General features: G+C 62.6%; 15 protein-coding genes. 8 read left to right on the top strand and 7 right to left on the bottom strand.

The genetic code is table 11. The features are described from left to right. Nucleotides 1–44: 44 nt before the first annotated feature. From NR126_RS06640 to NR126_RS06665, 6 genes are all read left to right on the top strand, one after another. Nucleotides 45–1682, top strand: coding sequence for a 5-guanidino-2-oxopentanoate decarboxylase (locus NR126_RS06640; protein WP_256829923.1), 1638 nt, complete (start codon nt 45–47; stop codon nt 1680–1682). Further along, entirely contained in the window at nt 1679–3127 is a 1449-nt protein-coding gene (locus NR126_RS06645; protein ID WP_027619775.1) for an aldehyde dehydrogenase family protein, read from the top strand. Before NR126_RS06640 ends, NR126_RS06645 begins: the two co-directional genes overlap by 4 nt. 204 nt (nt 3128–3331) lie before the next feature. Next, complete coding sequence (locus NR126_RS06650; protein WP_256829924.1) at nt 3332–4435, top strand: ABC transporter substrate-binding protein; 1104 nt, start codon at nt 3332–3334, stop codon at nt 4433–4435. 129 nt (nt 4436–4564) lie between these two features. Further along, entirely contained in the window at nt 4565–5473 is a 909-nt protein-coding gene (locus NR126_RS06655; RefSeq protein WP_027619777.1) for an ABC transporter permease, read from the top strand. Continuing rightward, complete coding sequence (locus NR126_RS06660) at nt 5470–6318, top strand: ABC transporter permease (protein WP_027619778.1); 849 nt, start codon at nt 5470–5472, stop codon at nt 6316–6318. Before NR126_RS06655 ends, NR126_RS06660 begins: the two co-directional genes overlap by 4 nt. A 17-nt stretch (nt 6319–6335) precedes the next feature. Beyond that, nucleotides 6336–7391, top strand: a complete 1056-nt coding sequence (locus tag NR126_RS06665) for an ABC transporter ATP-binding protein (protein ID WP_027619779.1) — start codon at nt 6336–6338, stop codon at nt 7389–7391. 146 nt (nt 7392–7537) lie between these two features. Here NR126_RS06665 and NR126_RS06670 read toward each other — a convergent pair whose 3' ends face one another. After that, on the bottom strand, nt 7538–8467 hold the full coding sequence (locus NR126_RS06670) for an AraC family transcriptional regulator (RefSeq protein WP_027619780.1): 930 nt from the start codon (nt 8465–8467) through the stop codon (nt 7538–7540). Nucleotides 8468–8800: 333 nt separating this feature from the next. On the opposite strand from NR126_RS06670, the gene NR126_RS06675 reads away from it, so the two are divergent. After that, the gene (locus NR126_RS06675; RefSeq protein WP_027619781.1) at nt 8801–9166 is read left to right on the top strand and encodes a putative quinol monooxygenase; all 366 of its coding nucleotides are present in this window, start codon (nt 8801–8803) and stop codon (nt 9164–9166) included. 9 nt (nt 9167–9175) lie between these two features. Further along, nucleotides 9176–9439, top strand: coding sequence for a hypothetical protein (locus tag NR126_RS06680; RefSeq protein WP_033866292.1), 264 nt, complete (start codon nt 9176–9178; stop codon nt 9437–9439). A 9-nt stretch (nt 9440–9448) separates the two neighbouring features. On the opposite strand, the gene NR126_RS06685 is transcribed toward NR126_RS06680, so the two are convergent. The 6 genes from NR126_RS06685 to NR126_RS06710 all read right to left on the bottom strand — a co-directional run bounded on the left by NR126_RS06685 (nt 9449) and on the right by NR126_RS06710 (nt 17220). Continuing rightward, nucleotides 9449–10081 carry a flavin reductase family protein gene (locus tag NR126_RS06685; RefSeq protein WP_256829925.1) on the bottom strand — a complete coding sequence of 211 codons (633 nt, stop codon included), beginning with the start codon at nt 10079–10081 and terminating at the stop codon, nt 9449–9451. Nucleotides 10082–10207: 126 nt separating this feature from the next. Next, nucleotides 10208–10618: a heme utilization protein gene (locus NR126_RS06690; RefSeq protein WP_256829926.1), complete on the bottom strand. Its 411-nt coding sequence runs from the start codon at nt 10616–10618 to the stop codon at nt 10208–10210. A 315-nt stretch (nt 10619–10933) separates the two neighbouring features. Then, nucleotides 10934–12259, bottom strand: coding sequence for an MFS transporter (locus NR126_RS06695; RefSeq protein ID WP_027619784.1), 1326 nt, complete (start codon nt 12257–12259; stop codon nt 10934–10936). 171 nt (nt 12260–12430) lie between these two features. Further along, the gene (locus NR126_RS06700; protein ID WP_256829927.1) at nt 12431–13759 is read right to left on the bottom strand and encodes a sigma-54 dependent transcriptional regulator; all 1329 of its coding nucleotides are present in this window, start codon (nt 13757–13759) and stop codon (nt 12431–12433) included. Next, on the bottom strand, nt 13753–15519 hold the full coding sequence (locus NR126_RS06705) for an ATP-binding protein (RefSeq protein ID WP_256829928.1): 1767 nt from the start codon (nt 15517–15519) through the stop codon (nt 13753–13755). Before NR126_RS06705 ends, NR126_RS06700 begins: the two co-directional genes overlap by 7 nt. A 177-nt stretch (nt 15520–15696) precedes the next feature. Then, complete coding sequence (locus NR126_RS06710; RefSeq protein ID WP_027619787.1) at nt 15697–17220, bottom strand: fumarate hydratase; 1524 nt, start codon at nt 17218–17220, stop codon at nt 15697–15699. Nucleotides 17221–17444: the final 224 nt, after the last annotated feature.

Genomic DNA, 17444 nt, shown 5'->3' on the forward strand with positions numbered 1-17444 from the left:
TGCCGCGCGGGGTCAGCGTCTCAACGAACAAGAAGGCAAAAGACATGGCGACGTGCGGCGAAGTATTGGTCAAGTTACTCGAAGGCTACGGGGTCGAGCAGGTGTTCGGCATTCCCGGGGTGCATACCGTCGAGCTGTATCGTGGGCTGGCCCGTTCGAGCATCAACCATGTCACCCCGCGCCACGAACAGGGCGCCGGTTTCATGGCCGACGGCTATGCGCGCACCAGCGGCAAACCGGGTGTGTGCTTCATCATCACCGGCCCGGGTATGACCAATATCACCACCGCCATGGGCCAGGCTTATGCTGACTCGATCCCGATGCTGGTGATCTCCAGTGTGCAGTCGCGTAGCCAGTTGGGCGGCGGTCGCGGCAAGCTGCATGAGCTGCCGAACCAAGGCGCACTGGTGGCGGGCGTGGCGGCGTTCTCCCACACGCTGATGTCGGCGGCCGAATTGCCGGCGGTGCTGGCCCGCGCTTTTGCCCTGTTCCAGGCCGGTCGTCCGCGCCCGGTGCACATCGAGATCCCGCTGGATGTGTTGGTGGAAGACGCCGATGCGCTGCTGTCCAGCCAACCCGTCAGCATCGCCCGCGCCGGTGCCGCACCATCGGCCGTGGCACGTATGAGCGAGCTGCTGGCCAATGCCAAGCGTCCGTTGATTCTCGCCGGTGGCGGGGCAATCGATGCCGCGCCTGAACTGACGCGTCTGGCCGAACAGCTGGAAGCACCGGTGGCCTTGACCATCAATGCCAAAGGCATGTTGCCGTCCAGTCACCCGCTGCTGATCGGTTCGACCCAGACTCTGGTGGCTACCCGTGCCCTGGTGGCGGACGCTGACGTGGTCCTGGCGATCGGCACCGAGCTGGCGGAAACCGACTACGACGTGACCTTCGCCGGCGGCTTCGAGATTCCCGGCACGTTGCTGCGTGTCGACATCGATCCGGACCAGACGGTGCGCAACTACACACCGCAAGTGGCATTGGTCGCTGATGCACAAAGCGCTGCCCAGGCCTTGCTCGACGGTATTGCCAAGCACCCGTTGGCGCCACGCACTGCTAATTGGGGGCCGACCCGAGCGGCCAGCCTGCGCACCGAACTGGCGACCCTGTGGGATGCGCCGACCCAGGCCCAGACCCTGTTTTTGCAGACCGTGCAGGACACCCTGCCCGAGGCGGTGTTCGTCGGCGATTCGACCCAACCGGTGTACACCGGCAACCTGACCTTCAACCCGGAACGCCCACGACGCTGGTTCAACTCGTCCACCGGCTACGGCACCCTTGGCTACGCACTGCCAGCCGCAATCGGCGCGTGGCTCGGTGGCGGCAGCAGCCGTGACAATCGCCCGCCGGTGGTGTGTCTGATCGGCGACGGCGGCCTGCAGTTCACCTTGCCGGAACTGGCCAGCGCCGTCGAGGCGCGCACGCCGGTGATCGTCCTGCTGTGGAATAACCAGGGCTACGAAGAGATCAAGAAATACATGGTCAACCGTGCCATCGAACCGGTTGGCGTCGACATCTATACCCCGGATTTCATCACCGTGGCCAAGGGCCTGGGTTGCGCTGCGTTGGCAGTCGATGGCGTGGACGAACTGCGTCAGGCCTTGCGTGCCGCTGTCGATCGCCAGGGCCCAAGCCTGATTGAAATCGACCAGAACCAGTGGATGCAGGCGGTGTCGGCATGAGCTTCCCGATCAATCTGGACGGACTCTACATCGATGGCCAATGGTCGGCGGGCGCCGAGCACTTGCGGGTGATCAACCCGGCCACCGAAGCCCTGCTGACCACGGTCAACGGCGGTGATGAGCACGCGGTCGACCAGGCTGTGAGCGCCGCCAGTGCTGCGTTTGCCGACTGGTCGAACAGCACCGGCGCCGAGCGCGGGGCGATCCTGCGGGCGATTGCCAGCGGTGTTCAGGCACGCCGCGAACGGCTGATGTTTTTGCAGTCGAGCAACAACGGCAAACCACAGTTCGAAGCCGGCATCGACGTCGACGATGTGATCGCCACTTTCGAGTACTACGCCGGCCTGGCTGAAAGCCTCGACGCTAGTCAGGACCGCGAGGTGCCACTGCCCAGCGACGAGTTCGCCGCGCGGGTGCGTCGTGAACCCTGCGGTGTGGTCGGGCTGATCGTGCCGTGGAATTTCCCCATGGTCACCACCGCATGGAAGCTCGCGCCGGCGCTGGCTGCCGGATGCTGCGTGGTACTCAAACCGTCGGAAGTCACGCCGCTGCCGGAGCTGGAACTGGCGGCGATCATCGCCGAGAGTGGCTTACCCAAAGGCGTGTTCAACCTGGTCTGCGGTACGGGGCTGGCGGTCGGTGCGCCGCTGTCCGGCGATCCCCGGCTGGCGAAGATTTCATTTACCGGCAGTAATGCGGTCGGGGTCCAGGTCATGCAGCGCGCGGCGGAAACCGTCAAGGGCGTGAGCCTGGAGCTGGGCGGTAAATCCTCGCTGCTGGTGATGGCCGATGCCGACCTCGACCTGGCCGTGGAACTGGCCAGCGGGGGCGGATTTTTCAACGCCGGACAGATGTGTTCCGCCACCAGCCGGGTGCTGGTGGCCGACGAGTTGGCGGACGAATTCCTCCAGCGCTTGAAGGCTCGCGCCGAGGCTATCCGGGTCGCGGATCCGTTCGCGGCTGACGTGGAAATGGGCGCGCTGGTTAATCAGGCGCAGTACCAGCGGGTGCTCGGCCACATCGATCGCGGCCTGAGCGCCGGGGCCAGATTGGTGTGCGGTGGCGGGCGTCCGGCGGACCTGCCACGTGGCTACTTTTTGCAGCCGACGATTTTCAGTGAAGTGCCTCTGGACAGTGCGTTGTGGTGCGAAGAGATCTTCGGCCCGGTGCTCTGTGTGCGCAGTTTTGCCAGTGAACAGGAGGCTATCGCCTTGGCCAACGACAGCCCTTTCGGTCTGGTGGCCAGTGTGGTCAGTGGCGATCCGCACAACGCCGAGCGCATCGCCAATGCCCTGCAGGCAGGGTTGGTGTGGATCAACGCGCCGCAGGTGATCTTCCCGCAGACCGCCTGGGGCGGCTACAAGCAGAGCAGCATCGGTCGCGAATTGGGTCCGTGGGGCTTGCAGGCATTTCAGGAAATCAAGCACGTGGTCCGCGCCATTTGAGTGCCGTGCATGCCTGCTCGCCAGGCATGCATCGGCGACATGGCTCCAATGATTTTTTATCGATTGTTGCGCGTTTTGCAGGCCCTCAGGATGTGCCTGCGGATGCCGCCAGAGCCCCTGCTGTGCGGGGCCTGGCGGCGGATTGGAGATGCAGTCGCAAGGGATGCAGCCACCTTATACCTACAACAATAAAGGGAGTCCTCCATGGGCCAGCATGACCTGAACAGAAGGCAATTCATCAAGACCGTGGGTGTCGCTTCGGTCGCTGCGGCGGCCATGAGCATGCCGTTTATCCGTGCCAGTGCCAGCGACACACGCTTCCAGGGCAAGACCCTGCGGCTGTTGACCTGGTCCGACGACACCGGGCTGGCGGCGCTGCGCAACATTGCTGCGACTTTCGAAGCCAAGACCGGTGCCAAGGTGATCGCCGACCGCACCGGCAGCACCTCGGAAATGGTCGCCAAACTCAAGGCCGGTGGCGATCGTCCGCAATACGACATCATCACCCTGGCCGGGGTCGGCGCCGAAGGTCTGGCCGCCGCCGGGCTGCTGGAAAAACCCGACCTCAATCGCATCCCCAACCTGCTCGACGTGCCGGAGAAATACCGCACCGGCGCCGGTGGCCACGGCATCGGCTACCTGCTGTGGTGCAACAGCCTGGTCTACAGCACCCGTACCCTGCAGGAGGCGCCGAGCAGTTACGCCGCGCTGTGGGATGCCGACCTGGCGCCAAACATCTTCCTGCCGCCACCGAACTGGACCGAGGCCATGGACCTGATCATCATCGCCGCGAAACTCGCAGGTGGTGACGAACACAACATCGAGCCGGGCTTCAAAAAGCTCGCCGAGCTCAAGGATCGGGTGGTGACCCTGGGCGAAAACCCCAACCAGATCGCCGAACTGTTTCGCACCGGCTCGCTGGACATGGGCGGCCTGTACGCCCCGGCGTTCTTCCCGAAACAGATCCGCGATCCGGCCTATGGTCTGGGTGCCACCTTCGGTATGAAGGAAGGCTTCTACACCGACCTGATGCTCTCGGTGATGCCGAAGAATCGTCCCGGCGATACCGACCTGGCCTACGCCTTTATCGACCATTCGCTGGACCCGCTGGTCCAGGGCAAAATGGCCGAAGACATCTTCAACGGCCCGGTCAACGCCAAGGCAATCATCTCCGCCGAAGCGCGCAAGAGCCCTTACATCCTGACGCCGGAGCAGATCGCCGAGAAGGCGATCATGCACGACAACGCCTTCCTGGCGAGCGTGCATGACCAATGGATTCGTCGTTACACGGAAATCTTTTCTTCCTGATTGACGAACACAGGATCTTCAAACACTGAAGATCCTCTGTGGGAGCAGCCCGGGCTGCTCCCACAAGGGGACCCATGCGTCTGGAGGTCTTTTGTTCATCAGCCGCTTTCCATTGACGAGACCTTTGCTATGGAACACCAACCCCTGACCCACGTGGTGAGTGTTGCCCCCGTGCGCGCGACATCCGGCTTTTCGCCCACCACCCGCGCCTGGTTTTTCCTTTCGCCCTCGATGCTGTTTCTCGGCGTATTGATCGCCGCCAGCCTGCTGGTGCTGCGCATGAGCGTGGGCACCAAGGGCGCCGAGTGGAGCGGATTCAGCCTCGCCAGTTATGCCCAACTGCTGGAACCGTATTACCTCAAGTCGTTGCTGTTGACCCTGCGCCTGGCGCTGATCAGTGCGGTGATCGCCGTGCTGCTGGCGATTCCGGTGGCGTACACCATGTCGCGCCTGACCTCGCCCTTCGTGCGACGGATCTTTCTCGCCGCGGTGCTGTTGCCGCTGCTGGTCAACCTGTTGCTGCAAAGCTACGGCTGGCTGGTGATTCTCGGGCCGGGCGGGATGCTCAACCAGGCGCTGATGGGCCTGGGGTTGATCAAGCGACCGATCATGCTGCTGTACAACCAGAACGGCGTGTTGATGGGCCTGGTGCAGACCGCCTTCCCCTTGGCCGTGCTGCCGATTGCCAGCGCCATGCGCGGGGTGTCGCGCAGTTACGAAGAGGCCGCCGCAACCCTCGGTGCCAGCCGCCTGCAGGTGTTCCGTCAGGTGGTGCTGCCGATGAGCCTGCCGGGGATCATCACCGGCGCGACCCTGGTGTTCGCCTACAACGCCAGCAGCTTCGTCGTGCCCTTGCTGCTCGGTGGCCGCCGAGTGCCGATGCTTGCGGTGATGGTGCACGACCAGATCGCGCCGCTGATGAACTGGCCCGCCGCCTCCGCCGCCGGGGTGGTGCTGATCGTCACCACGTTGGCGATCATGACCTTGTCCGAATACATCACTGGCCGTCGTCGGCGCCTGCTGGAGACTTCGCAATGAGCACCCTGATCAAAAAGCGTCAGTCGCTGCTGCCCGGCGACAGCGGCAAGTTCGCCGGGATCCTCTCGGGCTTCATCCTGCTGCTGGCGGTATTGCCGATCCTGACCATGATCGTCATGTCCTTCAGTGGCGCCTCCAACCTCGACTTCCCGCCAAGCAGCTACAGCCTGCAATGGTACAAGGCGGCCTGGCACACCTTCGTTTCACCGGACGCCAGCGATGTGCTGAGCCTGGGCAAGGCGATGACCACCAGCCTCATGGTGTCGTGCCTGACCATGGTCTTTGCCACGCTGATTGCGGTGCCTGCAGCCTATGCCCTGACTCGCTGCGAGTTCCGCGGCAAGGCCGTGGCCCTGCAACTGATGTCGCTGCCACTGGTGTTCCCGATGGTGGTGCTGGGCCTGGCCCTGCTGCTGGTGTTCGACAGCCTGCCGTTCCAGATGACCACCTCGCGTCTGGTGATCGCCCACGTAATCCTGGCGTTGCCGTTCGTGGTGAAAAACTGCACGGCGGCGATGCTGTCGATCGGCACCGAGGTCGAAGAGGCCGCTCAGATGCTCGGCGCCTCGCCGACCCGGGCGATGTTCGATGTGGTGGTACCGCTGATGAAATCGGGGATCCTCGCCGGGATGCTGCTGGCGTTCATCGTCTCGTTCAACGAATTCACCGTGACCTACTTCCTCTACACCATCGATGTGATGACGGTGCCGATCTGGATGTACAGCCGCACCGTGTCCTCGCTGGACCCCACCGTATTTTCCTTTGCCGTGCTCATTGTGCTGATCGACTTCGTCCTGATTTGGGCGTTGGAGAAGCTGGTGGGTGAAGGCGGCGTTTCGTTTTGATGCTGGAGGTGATGTACATGACTGGTCTGATTCTGGAAAACGTCGAAAAGCACTACGGCTCGGCCTGCGCGGTCAAGGACGTCAACCTGCACCTGCCCGAGGGCAAGCTGGTGTGTTTTCTCGGGCCTTCGGGCTGCGGCAAAACCACCTTGCTGCGGATGATCGCCGGCCTGGAAACCCTGAGTGGCGGGGAAATTCGCCTGGACGGCGAAGACATCGGCAACACCCCGGCACATCAGCGCAATTTCGGCATGGTGTTTCAATCCCTGGCGCTGTTCCCGCACATGAGCGTGGGCGAGAACATCGCTTATCCGTTGAAATTGCGCGGCGTGAGCAAGGCCGAGCAGCAGGCGCGGGTGGTGGAGTTGCTGGAGCTGATCCAGCTGCAAGCGATGATCAATCGCCCGGTGGCCAAGTTGTCCGGCGGCCAGCGCCAGCGTGTGGCGATTGCCAGGGCGATCGCCTCACACCCAAAAATCCTGCTGCTCGACGAGCCGCTGTCGGCGCTCGACGCCAAGCTGCGCGAGTCGATGCAGGTGGAAATCCGCCAACTGCAGCAACGGCTGAACATCACCACCATCATGGTCACTCACGACCAGCGTGAAGCCATGACCATGGCCGATATCGTGGTCGTCCTGGGTGAGCATCGGATCCAGCAGATCGGCACGCCGATCGAGATCTACCGGCATCCGGCCAACGAGTTTGTCGCGGATTTCATCGGTTCCGGCAACATCTTCCCGGCCACGGTGCTGGGTAACGGCAGGGTCAGTCTGCCGGGTGGTGATGCGCTGCAAGTGCCGATCTGCAGCAGCATTGTGGCCGGGGAAAAAGTGAAGATGCTGATTCGTCCGGAAGACCTGCAACTGTCGGCGCCACAGGCCACGGCCGGCAATCGGTTGTTGGGCAAGGTGACGTTTGTGCGCGATATCGGCGCGACCATCGAGACCACGGTGGAGTGTTCCGGGGTATCGTTTACGGCGCTGAGTACGCCGTGTCAGGGGATTGGTTTGGGTATTGGCAATCCGGTGTCGGTGACCTTGCCGGTGGAGGCGTGTCGGGTGCTCGGGGCCTGATCCGGATTTTAGGGTGTTATTGCTGGCCTCATCGCGAGCAGCGGAACGCCGCCCGGGCTGCTCCTACAGGTTTTGTGTTCACCACTAACTATTGTAGGAGCGAGCCTGCTCGCGATGGGGCCGGTACTGCTTGCAAAGAAACCAGATCAGACCGACAGCCGCAACCGCGCCAGATCCCGCAACGGCGGGGCGCCGAACAGCCGGCTGTATTCGCGGCTGAACTGCGAGGGGCTTTCGTAGCCGACCCGGTAACCGGCGGCCGAGGCGTCGAGACCTTCGGCCAGCATCAACCGCCGTGCCTCTTGCAGGCGCAGTTGCTTCTGATACTGCAGCGGGCTCATGGCGGTCATTGCCTTGAAACGATGGTGCAGGGTCGACACGCTGAGGTTCACTTCCCTGGCCAGGTCGTCGATGCGCAGCGGCTGCTCGTAGTTGCCGTTGAGCCATTTGATCGCCTGGCTGATGCGATGACTCTGGCTATTGGCAATCGCGATTTCGTACAGCCGATGGCCCTGGGGACTGCGCAGCAGACGATAGAGAATTTCGCGGCGTATCAGCGGCGCCAGCATGGCGATGTCTTTCGGCGTGTCCAGCAGGCGCGCCAGGCGCAGCACTGCGTCGAGCATTGGCTGATCCAACTGCTCGACATACAAGCCGCGCCCGGCGGGACGGGTGGGCACGCCGAGGGGGCCCGCGTCGGCGATCAAGGCGGTGATTTCCGCCGGGTCGATGTCCAGGCGTACGGCGAGGATCGGCGCCTCGGGCGAAACGTCCACAATCTGCCCGCTGAGGGGCATTGACACCGAGACCACCAGGTAGTTGAGCGGGTCGTAGTCGAACACCTCGTCCACCAGCCGCACTTGCTTGCGACCCTGGGCCATGATGCACAGCGCTGGTTGTGCAAGCACCGGGGCAAAGGTGTGGGGTTGGCTGTGGCGCGAAAGGATCAATGAACTGATGGCGGTGGCATAGCTGCCGTCCTCGCAGGTGTTGCGACGGATAATTGCCGAGAGCTCCTCGCGCTGCTTTTCCATGTTGGCGTCCAGCGGGGCATGGATGCATTCCTGGGATGACATGGGTGCTCCTCGGCAAGGCAGGTGACAGAGGTATAGCTTAAATTTGTGCAAGATCGGGTGGTAGGCAGATCCTGTCGCAATCTTGCCTGATTCTGCTGGAACAAGAGATCTGCTGCATGGAATAGCCGTAACAGGCAGTGGAGGTTGCTTGAAACGCTACTGAGCCGTTAATGCGGAGGTGGACAGCGGATGAAGGGCTTTTAGTGAGTGGCTGCAGGATTGTGCAACAAGCCGGCAGGAATCGACTAACGGGCCTTGAGCCACTCGCTTAATCTCGGTTCCTGTCGCAGCTTCTCTCAGGCTGCTGCTTATACACCCCAGGGAGCGTCGAACATGTCCATTCAAATCCCCGTCAGCCATATGGCGTTTGTCCGAGCCCAAGCAGGTCGCTCCTTGGAGTTGGGCGCGCGTCTGAGCAGCCTGATCGAGCCATCGCGCCAGGCCAAGGGTTGCCTGCACTTTGCGTTGCAGCAGTCGCTGTGTGATCCCGAGCTGTGGCTGGTCTCCGGGTTTTGGGTCGATCAAACGGCGATGACTGCCTATTTCAGCAGCCCGGCGATGGTGGTGTTCAGTGAGTTGGTGCAGGAGTTGGTGGTTAATAGCCTGGACTTACACACCTTCAGTGACGTCTCGGCCGAGCAGGCCCGTGGCAGTTATCGCTTGGCCGATGCACCGGCCGTGCAGCAATGGGCCAGTTGACGGTTTAGAATGGCCGACTTTCCATTGGCCAGGATCCGCAACATGGCACGTAAAGAGTTTGCCCAGTTCGAAGCCGTTTCCGCCGCTGTGCGCGGTGACACAGGTTACACCGCCGCCATCGCCGTCAAGGCACTCGGTGGCATGGGCGCCCCGCGCTTCAACAAGGTCCTCGTCGACCAGACCTTCAAGACCGCCCTTGATGCCGACCTGGCGGCCGAGCAGCAACTGGCACTGTTGAAAGACGTCAACGAAGACGGCGAGCTGGTTTGGTAAAAACCAGGTTCAGGCCCTGGTAGCCCCCGGACGGTACATCTTGAACAGGGCCTCCGGGCCCAGCTGGAAATAATCCGCCGGACCGCCGCCGCGCAGAATCGGTTCTGCCGCGGCGGTGTCGTAGATTCCATCCTTGAGCAGCCACTTGGCGATATGTACGGCGACTACTTCGCCGAGGATCAGCCAGCTCGGCACCACGTTGCCATCCGCCCGCTGCAACTGAATGATCTGCGTGACCTTGCATTCGAAGGACACCGGACTTTCGGCGACGCGCGGTACCTGAATGATTTTCGACGCCACCGGGGTCAGCCCGGCCAGTTCGAATTCGTTGACGTCGGCGGGGACCATCGCACAGCTCTGGTTCATCTGTTCGGCGAGGGGGCGAGTGGTCAGGTTCCAGACGAACTCACCGGTCTGCTCGATGTTGTTCAGGCTGTCTTTGCGGCCCACGCTGGAGAACCCGATGATCGGCGGGATGTAGTTGAACGCGTTGAAAAAGCTGTAGGGCGCCAGATTCAACTGGCCCTGGGCATCCTGCGAAGAAATCCAGCCGATGGGGCGAGGGCCGACGATGGCATTGAACGGGTCATGGGGCAGGCCGTGACCCAGGGCGGGCTCGTAGAAATGAATGTCGTCAGGCATGGCGTCGGTTCCAGGAAGGGCGAGGGCTGCCATAGTGCCGGGCTAGAGCGGTTAATTCCAGCGGGATGGCTTGGGGCAAAAAGACTAAGCCCGGCCGAAGCCGGGCTGTGATGCCGCAACCAGGATTCAGCTGATGGAAGCCGAACCGGTGCGATCGAAGCCGTCCTGGGCGACGGTGGCGGAACCGGTGCGGTCGAAGCCATCTTCAGCGACGGTGGCGGAACCGGTGCGGTCGAAGCCATCTTCAGCGACGGTGGCGGAGCCGGTGCGGTCGAAGCCATCTTCAGCGACGGTGGCGGAACCGGTGCGGTCGAAGCCATCTTCAGCGACAGTGGCGGAACCGGTGCGGTCGAAGCCATCTTCAGCGACGGTGGCGGAACCTGTGCGGTCGAAGCCATCTGCAGCGACAGTGGCGGCACCCGTACGGTCATAACCATCAGCGGCGATAGCGGAACCGGTGCGGTCAAAACCATCGGCGGCGAAGGTGTTGGCGGCCAGTACGGAGAGGGTCAGGGCAAGGATCAGTTTGGTTTTCATGGTGTGTGCTCCAGGTTCGTTGACGTTTTGTGCGTGGGGTATGGAGTTCATACTACGCGGATGAATTTGATTAAAAAGCGCAAAAAATTGCCTTTATCTATCGAATTAATCGATGTCTATGTCGTCGCGAAAGGCGAGCGGCGAGCAGGACGTCGATAGGGATTCAGATGACAACAGAATGCCAAGGCGCAATTAACGGACGATTAATCGGCTCGCGGCAGTTGGCAGAAGATGTGCGGGAGGCGGGAAGTTGCGATGGCGGTGTGTCGGACACACCGCCGTGCAGGGTTCGCCGGCAGGCCGGCGAGAAGGGGATCAGTCGGTTTCGATACGCGAGTGCTTGCGGGTGTCCTTCATGGTCACATAGACCACCAACGACACGGCGATGCACGCGGTGACGTACCAGTAGTAGCCGGTTTCCATGCCGATGCTCTTGAACCACAGGGCGATGTATTCAGCGGTACCGCCGAACAGGGAAACGGTCAGTGCGTACGGCAGGCCGACACCCAGGGCGCGGATTTCGGTCGGGAACAGTTCGGCCTTGACCACGGCGTTGATCGAGGTGTAGCCGCTGACGATGATCAGCGCGGCCATGATCAGGAAGAACGCGCCCCACCAGGTCTGAATGGTGTGCAGGGTCATCAGGATCGGCACGGTGAACAGGGTCCCCAGGACACCGAAGGCGATCAGGATCGGACGACGGCCGATCTTGTCCGACAGGCCGCCGATGATCGGCTGCAGGCACATGAACAGGAACAGCGTGGCCGCCGAAATGGTGGTCGAATCGCTGATGCTCATGCCCACCGTGTTCACCAGGTACTTCTGCATATAGGTGGTGTAGGTGTAGAACGCCAGGGTGCCGCCCATGGTCAGACCGACGACGGTCAGCAGTTCCTTGGGGTGACGCATCAAGGTGCGCATCGCGCTTTCCTTGGATTTTTCCTTTTTGGTGAACGACTCGGTTTCTTCCATGCCACGACGCAGGTAGAGCGCCACGACCGCACACAGCGCGCCGATGGCGAACGGGATACGCCAGCCCCAGGCATACAACTGCTCGGTGGTCAGGACGTTCTGCAGCAGGATCAGCACGCCCAGCGCGATGAGCTGGCCGGAGATCAGGGTCACGTACTGGAAGCTGGAGAAAAAGCCGCGACGTTCCTTGGTCGCCATCTCGCTGAGGTAGGTGGCCGAGGTGCCATACTCGCCGCCGACCGACAGGCCTTGCAGCAAGCGCGCGAAGATCAGCAGGATCGGCGCACCGATGCCGATGGTTTCATAGCCCGGGCTCAAGGCGATCAGCAGGGAGCCGAAGCACATCAGATAGACCGAGGCCATCAAGGCCTTCTTGCGTCCGACTTTGTCGGCGTACAGGCCCATCAGCCAGCCACCGATCGGGCGCATCAGAAAGCCAACGGCGAAGATCGCCGCAGTGTTCATCAACTGGGCGGTGGTCGAACCGGCAGGGAAGAAGGTTTTTGCGAAGTACAGGGAGAAGGCAGCGTAGACGTACCAGTCGTACCACTCGACCATGTTGCCCACCGATCCGCTGAAGATCGATTTGATGCGGCTGGCGGTGGTTCTTGGTTTGGCAGACGCAGTGGCAGCGGCAGCCCCGCCAGACAGGGTTTGTGAGTTATCCATGAGGATCCTTCGTGTCATTGTTTTTGTGGAGCGCGCAGAAGCGCAGCCTGCAGGGGCTATAGCAGGAGTTGTGCCAACTCTAAGAAGGCCGGTTTAGAGGGGTTAAGGTGTTTCTGTGAGCGGAAATCCGCTTGTTGGCGACTTGGGCATGAGCGGAAATCCGCCGATCAATCAGCTGAGGAACATCTCGCGTGTCAGGCCATGCCGCTGCATCTTTTCATTGAAGGTCCGGCGTGGCAGTTGCAGTTCTTCGAGCACCGCTTTCACATCGCCCTTGTGCCGGGTCAATGCCGCACGCAGGCATTGCGCTTCGAACGCCTCTTGTTGGGCGGCGAGGGATTGGCCGGGAGCGATGCCGTCGGGTTCCGGTTCACCCAGGCCAAGTACCTGTCGCTCGGCAACGTTGGCCAGTTCGCGTACGTTGCCCGGCCAGTCGTGGCTCAACAGCCGGCTCAATTGCGCCCCGCCCAAGGGCTCGACGTTGCGCCCCAAGCGTTGCGCCGCGGTCTGGGCGAAGTGGGCGTAGAGCAGGGGAATGTCTTCGCGGCGCTCGCGCAACGGCGGCAAACGTAATTGCGCGACGTTCAGGCGGTACGCCAGGTCTTCGCGAAAGCGTCCGGCGCGGGCTTCGTCCAGCAGGTCGGGCTTGGTCGCGGCAATGATCCGCAAGTCCACGGTGATGCTCTGATTGGCCCCCAGGCGTTCGAGTTTCTGTTCCTGCAGCACCCGCAGCAGTTTCACCTGTTGCGCCAGCGGCATGCTCTCGATTTCGTCGAGGAACAGGGTGCCGCCGTCGGCGTACTCCAGTTTGCCGATGCGCTTGCCCTGGGCGCCGGTGAAGGCGCCGCTTTCGTGGCCGAACAGCTCGGCCTCAAACAGTTGCTCGGGTATCGCCGCACAGTTCAAGGCCACGAAGGGCTTGTCGGCCCGAGGCCCGAAGTCGTGCAGGCAGCGCGCAACCAACTCCTTGCCGCTGCCGGTCTCACCGCGGATCAGCACGTTGACCGGTAGCGCGGCAAGGTCCAGGACTTGCCGGCGCAGGGTCTGCAGACCCGGGGATACGCCGAGCAGGCTGGCCTCGAGTCTGTTGCGGTTGTCGGCCTGCTCATGCAGGGCGCGGTTTTCCAGGACCAGCCGGCGCTTGTCCAGCGCCCGGCGCAGGCTGTTGAGCAGGGTCTCGGGGCTGAAGGGTTTTTCGAGGAAGTCATAGGCCCCGTCGCGCATGGCCTCCACCGCCATCGGCACATCACCGTGTCCGGTCAACAGGATCACCGGAAGATCGGCATCCTGCTTTCGCACCCTGGCCAGCAACTCCAGGCCGCCAAGACCTGGCATGCGCACATCGCTGAGGATGACCCCGGGGAAATTCTCCGGCAATTGCGCCAGGCATTCCTCGGCGCGACTGAAGAGTTGCACCGAGAACCCGGACAGGCTCAGCCATTGCTCGACAGCGTCACGAATGCTGCGCTCGTCATCGACCACCATCACTGAGTTCAACATTGAATCCGGGCCTCCAGGTCGATGGGCAGCGTGACGCTGAAGCAGGCACCGTCACCGCGATTTTCAGCATTCAGGCGTCCACCGAGTTCGTGGACGATGGCAAAGGATACGGCCAGTCCCAACCCTAGCCCATCACCCACCGGCTTGGTGGTGAAGAAGGGATCGAACACGTTCGGCAGGTCCTGTTCGCTGATGCCGCCGCCACTGTCGCTGACTTCCAGACGCCACAGTTGCTGGTCGGCCTCCAGGCGAATCTGCAGGCGCTTGAGCGGTTTGTCGTGCATGGCGTCGAGGGCGTTGCGCAGCAGGTTGATCAGCACTTGCTCGAGACGAATGGCATCGCCACGCACCCAGGCCGGACGGCTCAGGTAGACGGTGGTTTCAATCTGTTCATCACGCAGGCGCGCCTGAAGCAGCAACAGGGATTGATCGACCACCGCCGCCAGGTCCAGCGGTTCGCGCAGGCCGCTGGGGCTTTTGCGGGCGAAGGTTTTCAGGTGGCCGGTGAGGGCGGCCATGCGTGTCAGCATGTCATCCACCGGTTTCAATGCCTTATACGCGTCGTCGACCCGGCCATGCTCGAGTAGCAGGCGCAAGGTCGCCAGTTGCATACGCTGTGCGGTGAGCGGCTGGTTGATCTCATGGGCCAGCGCTGCCGACATCTGCCCCAGCGCCGCCAGTTTGGCGGACTGCACCAGGCCGTCCTGGGCGGTGCGCAGATCCCGAGTTCGCTCCTCGACCAGGCGCTCCAGTTCTTCGCGACTGCGCTGACGTAACTTGGCGAGGCGCCAGCGCTGGCTGAGGAACAACAACAGAAACACCAGGGTCAGCCACAGGCCCGCGGCCGCCAGCCCGGCATTGCGCAGGTCCTCGAAGGCCACCTGGGGCCGGCGCAGCAGGTGCAGGGTCCAGCCTTCGGAGCCCAGCGGCAGCGATTCCCACAGGTAGGGCATCGCGCCTTCCGGGCCGTCGACCTGGGCCAGGTAGCTGTTGGCGTCGAACCGTCGGATCAGCTCATGGTTCAAAGGCGTGAGCGTTTGTTTGTCGTACTGGCGGGTGGCGGCGAGTTCGGCACGGTCGGTATCCGATAGACTTTGTAACAGACGATAGCGCCAGCCGGGCTGATTGGCGATGAACACAATGCCCCGGGCATCGCTGACCAGCAGGGTATCGCTGCCCTGCCGCCATTCGCGCTCCAGTTGCGGGAACTCGAGCTTCACCACCATCGCCCCGAGAAACTCGCCGTTGTCGCCAAGGACGGCGCTGGACAGAAAGTAACCGGGGATGCCGCTGGTAACGCCCACGGCATAAAAGCGTCCGTTGCCCTGGCTGCGGGTCTGATTGAAATAGGGGCGAAAGCCGTAGTTATGGCCGACGTAACTGCTGGGCAGGCGCCAGTTGCTGGCAGCAACCGCCAGGCCTGTGCGGTCGAGCAGTTCCAGGGTGGAGGACTCGGCCGCCCCGTTGATCTTTTCCAGCTTGCCGTTCAGCGAGTCTTGCTGTGGCGGGCTCACGGGGCCGGCCAACGCCGAACGCAACTCCGGGTCCAGGGCCAGGACGGCCGGCAAGGCGCGGTAGCGTTCGATCAGGGTGTGCAACGAGTTGGCGTACAGCGCCAGTTGCTGATTGGCGCGCTCGGCATCGTCTTCCTGTGCCTGACGTTCGGCATGGCGCATGGCGAGGATGGCCACCAGCACCGCTCCGGCCACGATCAGCAGGACAGACAGCGACAGGCGCAGGAAACGAGAAAGGGTCGGCATGCGGTGGGCACGGGCTGCAAGTCAGGGTGCGCACCATAGCATGCAGGGCCTTATGAAAGCCTGTTCCACGGCAGTCCTGAACCATTCGGTAACCTTTGTCCCGAGCAATCGATCCGGCACAAAAAAGCCGCGCTGTCCGGGTAGACAGCGCGGCTTCGGTGCCACGGGTTGAAGCGCTTACTGCACTTCTACCGCCAGGCTTTCACTGATTTTCTGCTGCCAGATGGCCGGGCCGGTGATGTGCACCGACTCGCCCTTGCTGTCCACCGCAACGGTGACCGGCATGTCCTTGACGTCGAACTCGTAGATCGCTTCCATGCCCAGTTCGGCGAAGGCCACCACACGCGACTTCTTGATGGCTTGCGCCACCAGGTACGCCGCACCGCCGACTGCCATCAGGTAGACCGCCTTGTGGTCCTTGATCGCGTCGATCGCGGTCGGGCCACGCTCGGACTTGCCGATCATGCCCAGCAGGCCGGTTTGCTCGAGGATCTGGCGGGTGAACTTGTCCATCCGCGTCGCGGTAGTCGGGCCAGCAGGGCCAACCACTTCTTCGCGCACCGGATCAACCGGGCCGACGTAGTAGATGAAGCGACCCTTGAGGTCCACCGGCAGGGTTTCGCCCTTGTTCAGCATCTCGACCATGCGCTTGTGCGCCGCGTCGCGACCGGTGAGCATTTTGCCGTTGAGCAGGACGGTTTCGCCTGGCTGCCAGCTCTGCACTTCTTCCGGGGTCAGGGTGTCGAGGTTGACGCGACGGGCCGACGGGCCAGCTTCCCAGACGATTTCCGGGTAGGCGTCCAGCGACGGCGCTTCCAGTTCGGCCGGGCCGGAGCCGTCGAGCACGAAGTGCGCGTGACGAGTGGCGGCGCAGTTCGGGATCATACACACCGGCAGGGAGGCGGCGTGGGTCGGGTAATCCATGATCTTGACGTCGAGCACGGTGGTCAGGCCACCCAGGCCCTGGGCGCCGATGCCCAGTTGGTTGACCTTGTCGAACAGCTCCAGGCGGATCTCTTCGATACGGTTCTGCGGGCCGCGCGCCTTGAGTTCGTGGATGTCGATGGACTCCATCAACACTTCCTTGGCCATCACTGCGGCTTTCTCGGCGGTGCCGCCGATGCCAATGCCGAGCATGCCCGGCGGGCACCAGCCAGCGCCCATGGTCGGAACGGTCTTGAGCACCCAGTCAACGATCGAGTCGGACGGGTTGAGCATGGCCATTTTCGACTTGTTCTCGGAACCGCCGCCCTTGGCTGCCACGTCGACTTCCACGGTGTTGCCCGGGACGATCGAGTAGTGGATGACGGCCGGGGTGTTGTCCTTGGTGTTCTTGCGAGCACCCGCCGGGTCGGCGAGGATGGAAGCACGCAGGACGTTTTCCGGCAGGTTGTAGGCGCGCCGCACGCCCTCGTTGATCATGTCGTCCAGGCTCATGGTCGCGCCATCCCAGCGCACGTCCATGCCCACCCGCACGAACACGGTGACGATGCCGGTGTCCTGGCAGATCGGGCGGTGGCCGGTGGCACACATGCGCGAGTTGATCAGGATCTGGGCGATCGAATCGCGGGCTGCCGGCGACTCTTCGCGCAGGTAGGCCTCGTGCATCGCCTGGATGAAATCCACGGGGTGGTAGTAGGAAATGAACTGCAGGGCGTCAGCAACGCTCTGAATCAGGTCGTCTTGCTTGATCACGGTCATGAGTCGCGCTCCTCTAAAAGACGGGAACATTTAATAAAGGTGTCTGCAGTGGGGTGCATCGGTCGGCTGCAAACACCTTTCAAGGCACGCCGGGGTTGCTGGCGCGACGCTAAAAAGGCGCGGCAGTATACCTCGCCTCGCCGCCGGGCACATCCGCCGGCAGTCAAACGAAGGTCGCATATCCGGACCGGGGCAGCTTTTAGCAACCCCACAAAATTTGAATG

Origin of the sequence: Pseudomonas sp. Pse1 (genome assembly GCF_024519635.1) — a bacterium.
Lineage (GTDB): Bacteria > Pseudomonadota > Gammaproteobacteria > Pseudomonadales > Pseudomonadaceae > Aquipseudomonas.